Genomic DNA, 13,887 nt, shown 5'->3' on the forward strand with positions numbered 1-13,887 from the left:
TGCGGCCTTCGCCGCTTTGCCCCGCGACGCTTGTTGGATAGAAGATCAGCGTGTTCGAGCGGGATTTGGATCACGACAATGAGGGCCGTCGCGAACGGCTGCGCTTCTGGCTGACCGTCGGGCTGGGCGCGGTGCTCACGGGCGTCGTCGGCGCGCTCATCATGCTGATGAGCCGTGCCAACGACAATTATGACCGCTCGCTGAGCTGGCAGGCGCACAGCCTGGAAGTGATTTCACAGACGCGCAGCCTCGATGCCGCGCTGGCGCGCGCCGAGGCGGCGCTCGGCCGCTTCGCGGTCGGTCTGAAAAAGGAGGACGGCCGCGTCTTTCAGCAGCAGTGGGGGCTGTCGCAGCAATATCTCGCGCTGCTCCGCCGCAACGTCCGCGACAATCCGGAACAGGCGGCGCTGGTCAAGACACTGACCGCCGAACTCGACCGGCGCGGGACACAGCTCGGCGATGCGGCGCTCAGCGCCAATTATAACCAGACCATTGCCGCGATCTCGAAATATAACGCCGCCGGACACGATGCCGCGCTGCTGCGCATCGACCGGCTGCTGACCGAATTGATCGGCAACGAACGCGCGATCCTTGCCAACCGCAACCAGCTTGCAGCCGCCGACCGCGCCAGCCTGAACCAGGCGATCCTGCTGTTCACCGTGCTCGCCGCCGCCGCCGCCGTGATCGCGATTGCAGCGACCGTCTCACTCGTTCGGGCGCAGAGCGAACGCCGCGCGGCACGGCGCGAACAATTGGCCGAAAGCGACCGCGCGATGCTGCTGGAGGCGGCGGTCAACGAGCGAACGGCCGAGCTGGCCGAAGCGAACAGCGCGCTGCGCAGCGAAATGGCCGAACGCGCCGCCGCCGAGGAGCAGCTTCGCCAGGCGCAGAAGATGGAAGCGGTCGGCCAGTTGACCGGCGGCATCGCGCATGATTTCAACAATATGCTCGCTGTCGTCGTCGGCGGGCTGGAACTTGCGCAGCGGTGGATCGGCGAAGCGCCCGAAAAGGCACAGCGCCACATCGGCAATGCGATGGACGGGGCCAATCGCGCCGCCGACCTGACCCGCCGCCTGCTGGCCTTCGCACGGTCCGAACCCGCGCGCCCCGAAATGACGCCGATCGACGCCTGCATCGCGGGCTTTTCGGAATTGATCGGGCGCACGATCGGCGACCGCATCGCGCTGACGCTCGACCTTCAGACCGAAGGGCTCGCCTGCTGGGTCGACAAGCAGCAATTCGAAAATGCGCTGCTCAACCTTGCCGTCAACGCGCGCGACGCGATGGACGGGCACGGGTCGCTGACGATCCGGACGCTGCGCGACGAAGAGGACAGTACCGCCGCGCTGGCGGTCGAGGTGATCGATACCGGTTGCGGCATGTCGCCCGAGGTGCTCAAGCGCGTGTTCGACCCCTTCTACACTACGAAACCCGCGGGTCAGGGCACGGGTCTGGGGATGAGTCAGGTCTTTGCCTTTTGTCGCCAGTCGGGCGGCGAGGTGCAGATTCATTCGGTCGAGGGCGAAGGCACGCGCGTTGCGATGCTGCTGCCCGTCGCAAAGCCGCAGGCCGAAGCGGCGGCGCCCGCGGGCGGTTCCGATGCCGCGGTGAGCGAACCGCCGACGGACGCGATGCGCATCCTGGTGGTCGAGGACGACGAGCGCGTCCTGACCGCCACCGTCGACGCCGTGACCGAGCTTGGCCATCAAGCGATCGCTTGCGACGATCCGCGCGCCGCCGCCGGGCTGGTCGAAGCGCATGGCGGGTTCGACCTGATCCTCAGCGACGTGCTGATGCCCGGCCTGACCGGCCCCGAAATGGTCGCAGAACTGAAGGAACGCTGGCCCGATTTGTCGGTGCTGTTCGTCACCGGCTATGCCGGCGACGCCAGCGAGTTCGAAAGCTTTGGCGACCACGACGTGCTGCGCAAGCCCTTTACGCTGAACGCGCTCGAACAGGCGATCCGCCGCTGCGGCGATGCGCGCGCACCGGAGCGCGTCGCTTCCTAGCGGATTGCGCCGCTCTTCACGAGGCGCGGCACCAGCGTCAGCGCAGCGACCAACGGCCAGCGGCGCTGCCACGGCTTGATCTCTATCTTGGTGCCCGCATGGCGGTTGATCTTCCAGGCGAGATAATCGATCCCGCCGGCATAGGTCAGGCTGGCCTTGGCGAGCCGCACGATGCTGAGCAGCTTGCCCTCGATCCGCCGCCGCGCCCAGCCGCCACAGGCAGCACCGGCCGGGATTGCCGCCATCGCCGGCAGACTGAAGCGGTCGTAGCGCGCGGCGTCCGCATCGACGACCGACTGCGCCCGACCGGTGCGTTCGGCGCGCAATTCGACCGAATAGGTCAACGAAAAGGCGCGCCGCCACCAATCGAGCGGCGCCTCGCCATCGACCGATCCCGCCGCAGCAAGCAATGTCGGCGCGGCGCGTGCCACCGCCGCCACCGCGCGGTCCCGCGCGGTATCGTCGACTGCCCAGACGAGCCGCGACGGCTGGGCGAAGCGCGCCCAGACCGATACGTTGCGCGTTTCAGGGCCGTTCAGCCGGTGAAAATCACCTTCGCTGAGCACGGCATATTTGGCGATCAGCCCGTCATGCTCGAACGGAAAGACGTTTGGCGGGATGAGGCGGTTGGCGGCCGCGAGCCAGCGCTTCGGATAGGCATCGCCATAGTCCGAAACGATCAGATAGAAATCGAGCATCAGCCCGTCGAGTTCGCTCTCGCGCAGGCAGCTGCCGTAGAAGAGCACAGCGCGGGCGCTGCCCGGATAGCGGGCCGCGATCGCCGCCGCCATCGCGGCGACACGCGGGTCGACGGGTGTCGCCAATTCGGCACGGACGAGATCGGTAAGCGCCGACATGCGAGCGCTCAGGCGGCGAGGCGCAGGAAAGGCACCGGCTGGGTCGAGGTCAGGATGATCGGCCGGCCGTGCTTCGCCTCGAAAATCTCGCCGTCGAGGATGACGTTCGAGCGCTCGCCCTCGATACGGATCTCATCGCCCTGTTCGAAATGGACCCCGGCGAGCTGATGCTGGCCGAGGGTGCCGCGCCAGGTGGCCCCGAGCATGCGGAACAGGGCGCCGACGCTGCGATCGACCGCGAGCAATTTCATTCGCCCGTCGCCGCCGTGCGTATCGCTGGTGCGGATACTCAGCAGCAGCTTTTCCAGCGTCGTGACGATGAGCAGCGAGAATTTGCCCTTGAGCTGGCCCTGGCGGATCAGCGACACGGTCAGCGGCTCGGGCTTCGGCGGCAGGCGCCCGCCGCCAATGCCGAAGATGATCGCGAAAAGCCCGAGGATCGCCGCCAGCACATGCGACAGGCCGTTCGGCAGGCCGAGCGGATAGATGCGGTTGCGGCAATAGAGCATCACGTCGGCCAGATAGGCACCGCCCAGGAACATGCCGAGCACGGGGCGATTGCCGCCGCTGTCGAGCGCGATCAACTGCCGTTCAATGACATGATCCTCGAGCCGACCATTCGACACGAGTTCGACGACGCGCTCGAGCGCCTTGATCGGATCGCCTTCGGCGCCGAGATCGAGCGCGATCAGGTTGGTCTTGCCGTTCGGCAGCACCGCGACAGGCGGCGGCGAACCGCCAAAATGGCCGCCCGAATAAAGTTCGGTCAGCGCGGCCTGAACGGTGCCGTCACCGCCGTTGATCGCGACGATGCGCGGACTGACCATGGCGATCGTGCGGATCGCCTCACCGATCTGGTCAACATCCTCGACCTCGTAATGAAAAATGTCGGGGTGCGCCGCGCAATATTCCCGAACCCGCGGCAACAGGGCACGATTCCCCGTTGAGCGCGGATTGGAAAGAAGGGCGACGCTTGCCATCGGGCCCCTACATATATTTCATGGTGATCGAGATCGTCTTCGGCGCGTTGCCGACATCGAACCCCGTCTTCTTGTAGCTCGGCTTGCCGAGGTTGAAGATGTTGATGCTCGGGTTGTTCGACATGCCGCCGCCGTCCGAGGTCAGATCGGTCTTGCCATTGCCGTTGACGTCGTGGCGCACCGCGATGCCATAGTGGCCCGCTTCGGGCAGCGGCACGCAAACGGTCATCGACCCGGCCTGTGCCGGCACTTCGACACGGGTGATCCAGCGCCCCTTGGCCAGCCATTCGGACGCGGTGGCACGATAGCTTTGAACACGAATCTTGCCCGTCCCGGCCTTCACGCCGTTGATGTGGACGAGGGTGGACGGACCGCTCCGGCATTTCGACAGGTCGTTGGTGATAACCTGTCCCTCTGCGTTCGCTGCCACGGATACGGCGAGCAGAGCCACGCAGAGCGACGCCGACATAAATTTCGACATGACGCATTAGCTCCCAGTGGTTATAGCCACGCCAGCACCGAGCCGACATGGGTCCCTGTTGCCCTTGAAACCGGATATCGGAACCATTTGCGGCCAAATCATGGTGATGGGGCGACGAAAGATTGAATAGACTGCCCGCCATCGACCGTTACATCGCGCGGCTCATCTTCTTTCCCATGCTCGGTACGCTGGTCCTTTCGGCCATGCTGCTGGTGCTGGAAAAGATGCTGCGCCTGTTCGATTTCGTCGCGACCGAAGGCGGTCCGGTGAGCGTCGTGTGGCGGATGCTCGCCAATCTTATCCCCGAATATCTGTCGCTTGGCATCCCGATCGGGCTGATGCTCGGCATCCTGCTCGCCTTCCGCCGCCTCGCGACATCGAGCGAGCTCGACGTGCTGCGCGGGGTGGGGATGAGCTTCGGACGGCTGATGCGCGTACCCTATGCCTTTGCCTTCGCGCTGGCGCTGCTCAACCTCGCGATCGTCGGCTTTATCCAGCCCTATGCGCGCTACGCCTATGAAGGGCTGCGCTTCGAATTGCGGTCGGGCGCGCTCGGCGCGTCGATCAAGGTCGGCGAATTCACCAAATTGGGCAGCCGGATGACGCTGCGCATCGAGCAGAGCTATAACGAGGGGCGCAATCTGCGCGGCATCTTCGTGCGCGGCGAGAACAAGGACGGGCAAAGCGTTTCGGCAACCGCCGCCGAGGGCCAGTTTCTTGCCACTGACGATCCCGACACGATCATCCTGCGCCTGACGCGCGGCGTGCTGATCCATGAATCGCCGAAATTCGCGGTGCCGCGGGTATTGACCTTCGACAGCCACGATCTGCCGATCCCGCTACCCAAGATCGAGGCGTTCCGCACCCGCGGCGGCGCCGATCGCGAACTCACCATCCCCGAATTGCTGGTAGTCGGTCACGATCAGGCCGAGCCATTGGCGACGCGGCTCGAATCGCGGGCGAATTTCCACTTCCGCATCGTCGAGGTGGTGTCGATGTTCTTCATCCCGCTGATGGCGATCGCGCTGGCGATTCCGCCCAAGCGATCGACAAGCTCGCTGGGCGTCTTCCTGTCGATCGTGCTGCTCGTCACCCAGCACAAGATCAACGAATATGCCGAAGCGCTGGGCGCGCGCGGGGCGGTCGATCCGCTGTTGGCGCTTTGGATTCCGCTGCTGCTGTTCGGCGCGCTCGCGGTGTGGATGTATTATACGGTGGCGCATGTCCCGGGCGGCCAGCCGATCGGCGCGCTCGAGCGCGTCGCGGCCAAGGCAGGGCAGAAAATCCGCGCCTTCATCCGCCTGTTCCAGCGCAAACAGCAGCCTAACTGACGATGAACCAGCTCCATTTCTTTCCGTCGCGAACCATGGCGCTCTATGTCGGGCGGCTGTTTCTGGTACGCAGCTTCGCGATCCTGTTCGCACTCGTGCTGGTGCTCCAGACGCTCGACCTGCTGGGCGAGAGCGGCAAGATCCTGTCGGTCGCAGGCAACAGCGACAGCGACGTGTGGCGCTATGTCGGGCTGCGCCTGCCGCAGATCATCGAAACCTTTCTGCCCTTCTCCGTTCTGCTCGGGACGATCTTGACGCTGATCACGCTCAACCAGAACAGCGAGGTCATCGCGATGAAGGCGTCGGGCATGTCGGCGCATCAGGTGCTGGCGCCGCTGTTCCTCGCCGCGCTGTTCGTCGCCGCGATCAGCTTCGGCTTCAACGAAAGGATCGTGACGCGCGCGACCGCGGCGCTCGCCGCCTGGCAGAAGGTCGAATATGCGCAAATTCCGAAAGATACCGGGATTCGATCGAACATATGGGTTCGCGACGGCAATAATCTGATCAATGCCGCGACCGTCAGCGGCACCGGGGCGGCGATCACGCTGCATGGCGTGCGTATCTACGAACGGTCGGGCGGCGTATTGTCCTCGATATTGTCGGGCGACAGCGCGCGGCCGGTCGCGGGTGGGTGGGAACTCACCAACGCCAAGCGCTTCCTGCGCCGCGCCGGTATCGTCCAGCCGCTCGGCACCATCGTCGCCGCGCCGGGCGTGCGTCCCGACCAGTTCACGCTCGCGCAGGTCGATGGCGATCAACTGCCCTTCACCGAACTCAAGGCAGCAATCGGCGATCTCGAGGCAGCGGGGCGACCCGTCGATGCGCTGAAAGGCGTGTTGTGGCACAAGATCTCGGGGCCGCTGTCGGCGGTCCTGATGCCGCTGCTCGGTGCCGTCGCGGCATTCGGCCTGGCGCGATCGGGCAAGCTGTTCGTTCGCGCCATCATCGGCATGGCGCTGGGCTTCGCCTATTTCGTCGCCGACAATTTCGCGCTCGCGATGGGCGACCTCGGCGCCTATTCCCCCTTCCTCGCCGCATGGGGGCCCTTCATCCTGTTCGCGCTGATCGGCGAAATGATCCTGATCCGGACCGAGGAATAGCGTCCGGACTCCGGGCGCATAGCCCGCCACCGTCCAAGCGCCGCCCTGTTTCGGGCCCGGCCCAAATGTTTGGACGGGCAGGCCGACGCCCCTCTCCCCACCCGGAAGCCGACAGCGCCCAAAAGAAAAGGGGCCGCTTTCGCGGCCCCTTCGCATTGGTTCGAGGGTCGAAGGATCAGTCCTTCAGGAAGTCGGGCACATGGCCCTGATCTTCCGGACCGTCTTCGCTGCGCTCGCGGCGCGGGCCGCGGTCGCCGCCGTCGCGGCGGGGGCCGCGATCGCGGCCGCCACGGCCACGGTCGCCACGATCGCCGCCGTCACGGCGCGGACCACGATCACCGCGCGGTTCGCGGGGTTCGCGCGCCGGACGCGTGTCTTCCAGTTCCTCGCCGGTTTCCTGATCGACGACGCGCATCGACAGGCGGACCTTGCCGCGCGGATCGATCTCGAGGACCTTGACCTTGACTTCCTGTCCTTCGGACAGGACGTCGGCGACCTTTTCGACGCGTTCGTTCTTGATTTCCGACACGTGGACGAGGCCGTCCTTGCCGCCCATGAAGTTCACGAAGGCACCGAAATCGACGAGGTTCACGACCTTGCCGTTATAGATTTTGCCGACTTCGGCTTCCTCGACGATGCCGAGGATCCACGCCTTGGCGGCTTCGATCTGCGCGGTATCCGACGAGGCGATCTTGATCGTGCCTTCGTCGTCGATGTCCACCTTGGCGCCGGTCGTCGCGACGATTTCGCGGATGACCTTGCCGCCGGTGCCGATGACGTCACGGATCTTCGACTTGTCGATCGTGATCGTTTCGATACGCGGCGCATGCGCCGACAATTCGCTGCGGACTTCGCCGAGCGCCTTGTTCATTTCGCCGAGGATGTGCGCGCGGCCTTCCTTGGCCTGCGCCAGTGCCTTTTCGAAGATTTCCTTCGTGATGCCGGCAATCTTGATGTCCATCTGCATCGTGGTGATGCCTTCGGACGTACCCGCCACCTTGAAGTCCATGTCGCCGAGGTGATCTTCGTCACCCAGGATGTCCGACAGGATTGCGAAATCCTGGCCTTCGAGGATCAGGCCCATCGCGATGCCCGACACCGGGCGCGCGATCGGCACGCCAGCATCCATCATCGCAAGGCTGCCGCCACACACCGACGCCATCGACGACGAACCGTTGGATTCGGTGATGTCGCTGGTCAGACGGATGGTATAGGGGAAATCTTCCTTCTTAGGCAGCACGGGATGCAGCGCACGCCACGCCAGCTTGCCGTGGCCGACTTCGCGGCGGCCCGGCGCGCCGAAGCGGCCGACTTCGCCGACCGAATAGGGCGGGAAGTTATAGTGCAGCATGAAGTTCTGATACGACAGGCCGTTGAGGCCGTCGATCATCTGTTCGGCTTCCTTGGTGCCCAGCGTGCAGGTCGCGATCGTCTGGGTTTCACCGCGGGTGAACAGCGCCGAACCGTGCGCGCGCGGCAGGAAGTGCGTTTCGGCGACGATCGGACGGATCTGCGTCGTCGTGCGGCCGTCGATGCGCTTGCCGTCCTTCAGGATGGCGGTGCGGACGATTTCGGCTTCCAGCTTCTTGGTCAGCTTGATGCCGGCCATGACTTCCTGCGGGCTGAGGCCATCGGCTGCAAACTGTTCCTTCGCCTTCGCGCGCGCTTCGTTGAGCGCGTTCGAACGAGCCGACTTGTCGGTCAGCTTGTAGGCGGCGGCAATGTCCTTGCCGATCAGCTTCTTGAGCTTGTCCTTGATCGCCGCATTGTCGTCCGACGATGCGATTTCCCAGGGTTCCTTGGCAGCCTGTTCGGCAAGCTTGATGATCGCCTTCACGACTTCGCGGCACGCATCGTGCGCGAACAGCACGGCGCCGAGCATGATCTCTTCCGACAGCTCGTTCGCTTCGGATTCGACCATCATCACCGCGTCGTGCGTCGCCGCGACGACGAGGTCGAGGTCGCCTTCGGCAACCTGTTCGTCGGTCGGGTTGAGGATATATTCGCCGTCGAGATAGCCGACGCGCGCAGCGCCGATCGGACCCATGAAGGGCACGCCCGAAATGGTGAGCGCAGCCGAGGCCGCGACCATCGCGAGGATGTCGGGTTCATTGTGGCCGTCATAGCTCAGCACCTGAGCGATGGCGTTGATCTCGTTATAGAAACCTTCGGGGAACAGCGGGCGGATCGGACGGTCGATCAGACGACTGACCAGCGTTTCCTTTTCGGTCGCGCCGCGTTCGCGCTTGAAGAAGCCGCCGGGGATGCGCCCCGCGGCCGAATATTTTTCCTGATAATGGACGGTCAGGGGGAAGAAGTCCTGCCCTTCCTTCACCGACTTGGCGGCGGTCACGGCGCACAGGACGACCGTTTCACCCAGTGTCGCCATCACGGCGCCGTCGGCCTGACGGGCAACCTTGCCCGTTTCGAGAGTCAGCGTTTCACCGCCCCACTCGATCGATACTTTTTTCACGTCAAACATGGAATTTCCTTCGCCCGCCGGGCCCTATGCCGGGCGGGGCCTCTGTTCCGGGCAATCCGGCCCGGGCGGGTCGGGGCGTCTGTCTGCCCCTATGGCGGTCCCGCCGGATGCGGGAACGGCCCTTTAAGCATGTGTCCCCGCGAAGGCGGGGACCCAGTTCTGCCAGTTCGGTGCAAGCCCGCCCTGGATCCCCGCCTGCGCGGGGATAACGCAATACGTAAACGGCCCCCGAAGCCGGGGGCCGAACGATTGCGTTACTTGCGAAGACCCAGCTTCGCGATCAGGTCGGTGTAGCGTCCCTCGTCCTTCTTCTTGAGATAGTCGAGGAGGCTGCGGCGCTTGTTGACCATCATCAGCAGCCCGCGGCGGCTGTGATTGTCCTTGGCGTGCGACTTGAAATGGCCGGTCAGCGTGTTGATGCGGTCGGTCAGGATCGCGACCTGCACTTCGGGCGAACCCGTATCGCCCTTTTCGCGGGCATGTTCCTTGATGAGTTCGGCCTTGCGTTCGGCAGTAATCGACATGTGCTTCGTCCTTCGAACATCCTGTTACAGATTGAAGCCCCGCACGACCTTCAGCGTTCCCGCCAAAGCCTCTATCAATGCCACGGGCCGATCGTCGGCGTCGCGTCCCCAATAGAGCCCGTCCTGCGTGCTTCCCCCGGTCCAGACACGACCCTGACGGATCGCCCCTGCCGCTTCCGGGGAAAGGTCCAGAGCCGGGATGTCGACCAGCCCTGCCTCCAGCGGCAGAAATATCTCTGATTGGGCGGCCCCTTGGCCGAAAGCGTTCAATTTGTCCAGCGAAATCGCCTGATCCAGCGCGAAGGGGCCCGCCTTCGTCCGGCGCAACATGGTGACATGCCCGACGGTGCCGACCGCCCGCGCAATGTCGCGCGCAAGGCTGCGGATATAGGTGCCCTTCGAAACATGCGCCGTGAGGGTGATTTCTTCCAGTTCCTCCCCGGTACGGGGAGGGGGACCATGCGAAGCATGGTGGAGAGGCACGGGCGGCTTGCCCGGCGTATCGACGAAGCGCGAACCCTCACCTGCCCCTCCACCACCTTCGGTGGTCCCCCTCCCCGTGCCGGGGAGGATCGCGAGCGCATGGATCGTCACCGCCCGCGCCTTCATCTCGACCGTTTCGCCGGCGCGCGCGCGGTCATAGGCGCGCTCGCCGTCGATCTTGATCGCCGAATAGGCGGGCGGCACCTGTTCGATCGGCCCGGTAAAGCGCGGCAGAATCGCAGCAATTTCCGAAAGCCGCGGCCGCACGTCGCTGGTCGCAACGACGTCGCCCTCCGCGTCGAGCCCGGCGGTCTCGGTCCCGAACGCGATCGTGAAATCATAGACCTTGCTCGCGTCGAGCATGCGCCCGCACAGCTTCGTCGCCTCGCCGAGCGCGATCGGCAGCACGCCCGAGGCAAGCGGGTCGAGCGTCCCGCCATGGCCGACCTTGACCTTGCCCAGCCCGGCTTCGCGGCACACGCGCTTCACCGCGGCGACCGCCTGCGTCGAGCCGAGCCCGACGGGCTTGTCCATTATGATCCATCCGTTCATCGCCGCGCGGGCTAGGCCGCGCAGGCGATGCTTGTCAATTCGACCGGGATCGATTCGATTGGGCTCAATTCGACTTGGCGGCGTCCGCAGCGGCCTTGGCGGCTTTCTCCGCCTCGCGCGCCGCCTTGCGCTCTTCCTTGGTCGGCGGCGGCGCCGACGTCACGAAGGACGAAATCGCACAGCGCTCGCCGCGCACCAGAAGCGACGCGAACTTGTCGAGCCGCGAGGTTCCGCGCGTGTCGACGCCGATCGCCTGCGCAAAATCGATGTCGCGGCACGGACCGAAGAAGGTCGCATAATACCAGTCGCGGCGGCTGTCCTGAATCCACACGCCATCCTCGCCATCGGCCTGAAAGGTACGGATCGTCGCATTACTGGGAAAGCTGATGCCGGTTTCGACGCCCAGCGCGCGCGATTCCTGCGGTGCCCTTTCGGCCGCCACAGTTGCTGAAAGGGGGAGCAAGGCGGCGGCCAGGGAGAGTGCAAGAGTTTTCATGGCGACTCATCTAGCGCGAACTGGCTGAACTCATGCTGACTGAGGCCGCAATCCTAGCGACGGCGCGCGACCGGCCATAGCAGCAATCCCGCCATGAAAGCCGTACCGGCATATAGGAACCAGGATCGCGGGGCGAACGTGAATGGGTTCCAGAATAGGAGCAGGTTGAGTGCGTGCCCGGCCAGCAGTGCCAACCACAGCGCACGCCGCGTGCGCCCCCACCAGCGCCGCGCCGCGAACCGGTCGATGATCAATGTGAACAGCAGCGTCACCGCCGTGCACACGATCCATGCAAATCCCATAAAAAGCCAAGCCACGCCCATCGCCGGACTATGGCCGGGCAGCCCAATCGTCCGCAAGAAGGCTAAATAACCCAGTATGCCGCAAATAGCCGGTCCAGGTGATGCGTTCGGCGCGTAGCACGCCCTCCTTGACCGCGCCGAGCTTCCCGACCGCCGCCTGACTGCGTGCATTGCGTTCATCGATGCGGAATTCGATCCGGCGGATGCCGACTGCAAACGCATGATCGATCATCAGTTTCTTGACACGCCCATTGAACCCCGTGCCGCGCGCGGCGGGTTCGATATAGCTGTTGCCGATCTCCACCGTCTGCGCCGACACATCGGGACGCAGATAAGCGGTCATGCCGACCAGCCGATCGCCGTCGATGATCGCATAGGGCATCCGGCTTTCATGCCCGATCAGCGTGTCGAAGCTCGCGTCGAAATGATCGGGATCGAAGCTCGACGAATAGATCGGCCAGATGTCGGCATCGGCGGCGCAGGCGGCGCGCAGCGCCTCGCGGTGCGGCTCGGCCAGCTTGACGAGCCGGAGGTCGCCGTCGGCCAGTTCGACATAAAGCCGGTCAAGCATCGGCGCCCGCCTCTTGCAAAGCGTCCGCCGCAGCCCGGCGCTTGGCCATGAAATGGCGGCGGCACATGGCGACATAGCGGTCGTTGCCGCCGATCTCGGTCTGCGCGCCCGCGACCACCGCTCGGCCGGCGGCATCGACGCGCAGGTTCATCGTCGCCTTGCGCCCGCATTCGCACACCGCCTTCAGTTCGACCAGCGCGTCGGCGATGCCGAGCAACGCCGCCGAGCCGGGAAAGAGATCGGCCGCAAAATCGGTGCGCAGCCCGTAACAGAGGACCGGAATATCGGCCTCGTCGGCGAGCCGCGCCAGCGCAAACACCTGATCTTTCGAAAGGAACTGCGCCTCGTCGATCAGCACGCATGCCAGCGGGCGCCGCCGATGCTCGTCGCTCACCGCGGCCCACAGGTCGCTTTCGGGATCGAATTTATGCGCCTCGGCGAGCAGGCCGATGCGGCTGGTGATCTGCCCCGCGCCGTAGCGGTCGTCGAGCGCGGCGGTCCACAGCATCGTCTCCATCCCGCGCTCGCGATAGTTGAAATCCGCCTGCAGCAGCGTCGTCGACTTGCCCGCGTTCATGCTGGCATAATAGAAATAGAGCTTGGCCATGGCATGAGCGATACCGCCTCGGCGGCGCCGCGCAAGCCCAATCAGGCGGCGCCGAGCAGCGCGCGAAAGCGCGCCGGCTGCGGCAGCAGATCGGCGAGCGTGTAGCCGTCGAGATGCGCGGTGAAGGCTGCCAGCGCCCCGGCGAGCGCGCCCTGCAATCCGCAGCCGCCGCGCACCGGGCAGGTCGACGTCGCTGGGTTCATACACTCGACGAAGCCGTCCAGCCTTTCGAGCTCGCGGACGACCGCGCCGACGATCACCGCCTCAGGCGCCTTGGCGAGCGTCAGCCCGCCTCCGCGTCCGCGCTGCGCCGCGACATAGCCGAGCGCCTGCAGCCGCTGCGCCACCTTGGCGAGATGATTGCGCGACACGCCATATTGGCCGGCGATCTCGTCGACCGACATCTGCCGCCCGGTCGCCGCCAGCGCCATCAGGATGCGCAGCGCATAGTCGCTGTGAAGGCTCAATCGCATAAAATAGGTATATGAAATATTGCTTTTATGCGCAAGGCCGATAAAGCGGCAAATGAAATGCCGTTTATCGAGTCGAGGCAATGAAGAAGACCGTCCCCGCCCACCCCCATGCCATCGCCGCGCGCGAGGACCGGCGCGCTGCCGCCATCGCGATGGGAGTCGACGAAGCCTTTATCGCGACGCTCGTCGATCGCTTCTACGCCGCGATCCGGCGCGACGCCCTGCTTGGCCCGATCTTCGACGAACGCATCCACGACTGGCCCGCGCATCTCGCGCAGATGAACCGCTTCTGGCAGTCGATCCTGCTCGGCGCCGGCAATTTCACCGGCAATCCGATGGCCAAGCATCTTGCGATCCCGACCATCGGCGAACGCCATTTCCAGCATTGGCTCGGGCTCTTTTATGCCACGCTGCGCGACGTGGCGCCGAGCGAAGGGGCGGTCGCGCTGGTCGGTGCGCGGGCGCGGATGATCGCCGAAAGTCTGCTCACCGGTATCGCGGTCCACCGCGACCGCGACCCCGACATCACCCGCCGGATGGTGCTGCCCCACGTCTGATACCCGCCGCGCGCCCGCAGCCGCCGACACCGCAGCTTGACTCGCCCGCCCCCGCTGTCATGCTGCGCACAAAAGATGCAGC

15 protein-coding genes are annotated in these 13,887 nt (G+C 65.1%); 4 read left to right on the top strand and 11 right to left on the bottom strand.

What is annotated here, in order from left to right; all coding sequences use genetic code 11:
* The first annotated feature begins 65 nt into the window (after positions 1-65).
* Complete coding sequence (locus STE01S_RS01030; protein ID WP_255265844.1) at positions 66-2,009, top strand: ATP-binding protein; 1,944 nt, start codon at positions 66-68, stop codon at positions 2,007-2,009.
* Here STE01S_RS01030 and STE01S_RS01035 read toward each other — a convergent pair.
* Genes STE01S_RS01035 through STE01S_RS01045 form a run of 3 tightly spaced genes read right to left on the bottom strand, consistent with a single transcriptional unit; the run spans position 2,006 to position 4,327 of the window.
* Positions 2,006-2,866 carry a hypothetical protein gene (locus tag STE01S_RS01035; protein WP_062764084.1) on the bottom strand — a complete coding sequence of 287 codons (861 nt, stop codon included), beginning with the start codon at positions 2,864-2,866 and terminating at the stop codon, positions 2,006-2,008. The two genes, STE01S_RS01030 and STE01S_RS01035, sit on opposite strands and share 4 nt — an antisense overlap.
* Positions 2,867-2,874: 8 nt before the next feature.
* Positions 2,875-3,846 carry a diacylglycerol/lipid kinase family protein gene (locus STE01S_RS01040; RefSeq protein ID WP_003042677.1) on the bottom strand — a complete coding sequence of 324 codons (972 nt, stop codon included), beginning with the start codon at positions 3,844-3,846 and terminating at the stop codon, positions 2,875-2,877.
* 7 nt (positions 3,847-3,853) lie between these two features.
* Positions 3,854-4,327: a DUF2141 domain-containing protein gene (locus tag STE01S_RS01045; RefSeq protein ID WP_058811233.1), complete on the bottom strand. Its 474-nt coding sequence runs from the start codon at positions 4,325-4,327 to the stop codon at positions 3,854-3,856.
* A 122-nt stretch (positions 4,328-4,449) separates the two neighbouring features.
* Between STE01S_RS01045 and lptF the strand changes: the two genes are divergently transcribed.
* Together lptF and lptG are read left to right on the top strand one after the other, a co-directional pair.
* The gene (lptF, locus tag STE01S_RS01050; protein WP_082813171.1) at positions 4,450-5,658 is read left to right on the top strand and encodes an LPS export ABC transporter permease LptF; all 1,209 of its coding nucleotides are present in this window, start codon (positions 4,450-4,452) and stop codon (positions 5,656-5,658) included.
* A 2-nt stretch (positions 5,659-5,660) separates the two neighbouring features.
* Positions 5,661-6,758 carry an LPS export ABC transporter permease LptG gene (gene lptG, locus STE01S_RS01055; RefSeq protein WP_062764086.1) on the top strand — a complete coding sequence of 366 codons (1,098 nt, stop codon included), beginning with the start codon at positions 5,661-5,663 and terminating at the stop codon, positions 6,756-6,758.
* Between the two features lie 175 nt (positions 6,759-6,933).
* On the opposite strand, the gene pnp is transcribed toward lptG, so the two are convergent.
* From pnp to STE01S_RS01095, 8 genes are all read right to left on the bottom strand, one after another.
* Positions 6,934-9,240 carry a polyribonucleotide nucleotidyltransferase gene (pnp, locus tag STE01S_RS01060; RefSeq protein ID WP_062764088.1) on the bottom strand — a complete coding sequence of 769 codons (2,307 nt, stop codon included), beginning with the start codon at positions 9,238-9,240 and terminating at the stop codon, positions 6,934-6,936.
* A 254-nt stretch (positions 9,241-9,494) separates the two neighbouring features.
* Entirely contained in the window at positions 9,495-9,764 is a 270-nt protein-coding gene (gene rpsO, locus STE01S_RS01065) for a 30S ribosomal protein S15 (RefSeq protein WP_003042688.1), read from the bottom strand.
* 24 nt (positions 9,765-9,788) lie between these two features.
* Positions 9,789-10,799: a tRNA pseudouridine(55) synthase TruB gene (gene truB / locus STE01S_RS01070; protein WP_062764091.1), complete on the bottom strand. Its 1,011-nt coding sequence runs from the start codon at positions 10,797-10,799 to the stop codon at positions 9,789-9,791.
* Positions 10,800-10,863: 64 nt separating this feature from the next.
* Positions 10,864-11,295: a DUF6491 family protein gene (locus tag STE01S_RS01075; protein ID WP_255265845.1), complete on the bottom strand. Its 432-nt coding sequence runs from the start codon at positions 11,293-11,295 to the stop codon at positions 10,864-10,866.
* A 53-nt stretch (positions 11,296-11,348) separates the two neighbouring features.
* Positions 11,349-11,612, bottom strand: a complete 264-nt coding sequence (locus STE01S_RS01080) for a hypothetical protein (protein WP_156416698.1) — start codon at positions 11,610-11,612, stop codon at positions 11,349-11,351.
* A 13-nt stretch (positions 11,613-11,625) separates the two neighbouring features.
* Entirely contained in the window at positions 11,626-12,168 is a 543-nt protein-coding gene (locus STE01S_RS01085) for a GNAT family N-acetyltransferase (protein ID WP_058811228.1), read from the bottom strand.
* On the bottom strand, positions 12,161-12,775 hold the full coding sequence (locus STE01S_RS01090; protein WP_062764095.1) for a thymidine kinase: 615 nt from the start codon (positions 12,773-12,775) through the stop codon (positions 12,161-12,163). Before STE01S_RS01090 ends, STE01S_RS01085 begins: the two co-directional genes overlap by 8 nt.
* A gap of 41 nt (positions 12,776-12,816) precedes the next feature.
* On the bottom strand, positions 12,817-13,248 hold the full coding sequence (locus STE01S_RS01095; protein ID WP_062764097.1) for an RrF2 family transcriptional regulator: 432 nt from the start codon (positions 13,246-13,248) through the stop codon (positions 12,817-12,819).
* A gap of 80 nt (positions 13,249-13,328) precedes the next feature.
* Between STE01S_RS01095 and STE01S_RS01100 the strand changes: the two genes are divergently transcribed.
* A complete protein-coding gene (locus STE01S_RS01100) occupies positions 13,329-13,805 on the top strand; it encodes a group III truncated hemoglobin (protein WP_062764100.1) in 477 nt (158 codons plus the stop codon).
* The last annotated feature ends 82 nt before the right edge of the window (positions 13,806-13,887 follow it).

The organism is Sphingopyxis terrae subsp. terrae NBRC 15098 (assembly GCF_001598815.1).
GTDB classification, from domain to species: Bacteria; Pseudomonadota; Alphaproteobacteria; order Sphingomonadales; family Sphingomonadaceae; genus Sphingopyxis; species Sphingopyxis terrae.

What these genes read in the sequence shown, in the direction of transcription:
- STE01S_RS01035 (WP_062764084.1), bottom strand. Translation starts at nt 2,866, where the DNA reads ATGTCGGCGCTTACCGATCTCGTCCGTGCCGAATTGGCGACACCCGTC.
- STE01S_RS01040 (WP_003042677.1), bottom strand. Translation starts at nt 3,846, where the DNA reads ATGGCAAGCGTCGCCCTTCTTTCCAATCCGCGCTCAACGGGGAATCGT.
- STE01S_RS01045 (WP_058811233.1), bottom strand. Translation starts at nt 4,327, where the DNA reads ATGTCGAAATTTATGTCGGCGTCGCTCTGCGTGGCTCTGCTCGCCGTA.
- lptG (WP_062764086.1), top strand. Translation starts at nt 5,661, where the DNA reads ATGAACCAGCTCCATTTCTTTCCGTCGCGAACCATGGCGCTCTATGTC.
- pnp (WP_062764088.1), bottom strand. Translation starts at nt 9,240, where the DNA reads ATGTTTGACGTGAAAAAAGTATCGATCGAGTGGGGCGGTGAAACGCTG.
- rpsO (WP_003042688.1), bottom strand. Translation starts at nt 9,764, where the DNA reads ATGTCGATTACTGCCGAACGCAAGGCCGAACTCATCAAGGAACATGCC.
- truB (WP_062764091.1), bottom strand. Translation starts at nt 10,799, where the DNA reads ATGAACGGATGGATCATAATGGACAAGCCCGTCGGGCTCGGCTCGACG.
- STE01S_RS01075 (WP_255265845.1), bottom strand. Translation starts at nt 11,295, where the DNA reads ATGAAAACTCTTGCACTCTCCCTGGCCGCCGCCTTGCTCCCCCTTTCA.
- STE01S_RS01085 (WP_058811228.1), bottom strand. Translation starts at nt 12,168, where the DNA reads ATGCTTGACCGGCTTTATGTCGAACTGGCCGACGGCGACCTCCGGCTC.
- STE01S_RS01090 (WP_062764095.1), bottom strand. Translation starts at nt 12,775, where the DNA reads ATGGCCAAGCTCTATTTCTATTATGCCAGCATGAACGCGGGCAAGTCG.
- STE01S_RS01095 (WP_062764097.1), bottom strand. Translation starts at nt 13,248, where the DNA reads ATGCGATTGAGCCTTCACAGCGACTATGCGCTGCGCATCCTGATGGCG.
- STE01S_RS01100 (WP_062764100.1), top strand. Translation starts at nt 13,329, where the DNA reads ATGAAGAAGACCGTCCCCGCCCACCCCCATGCCATCGCCGCGCGCGAG.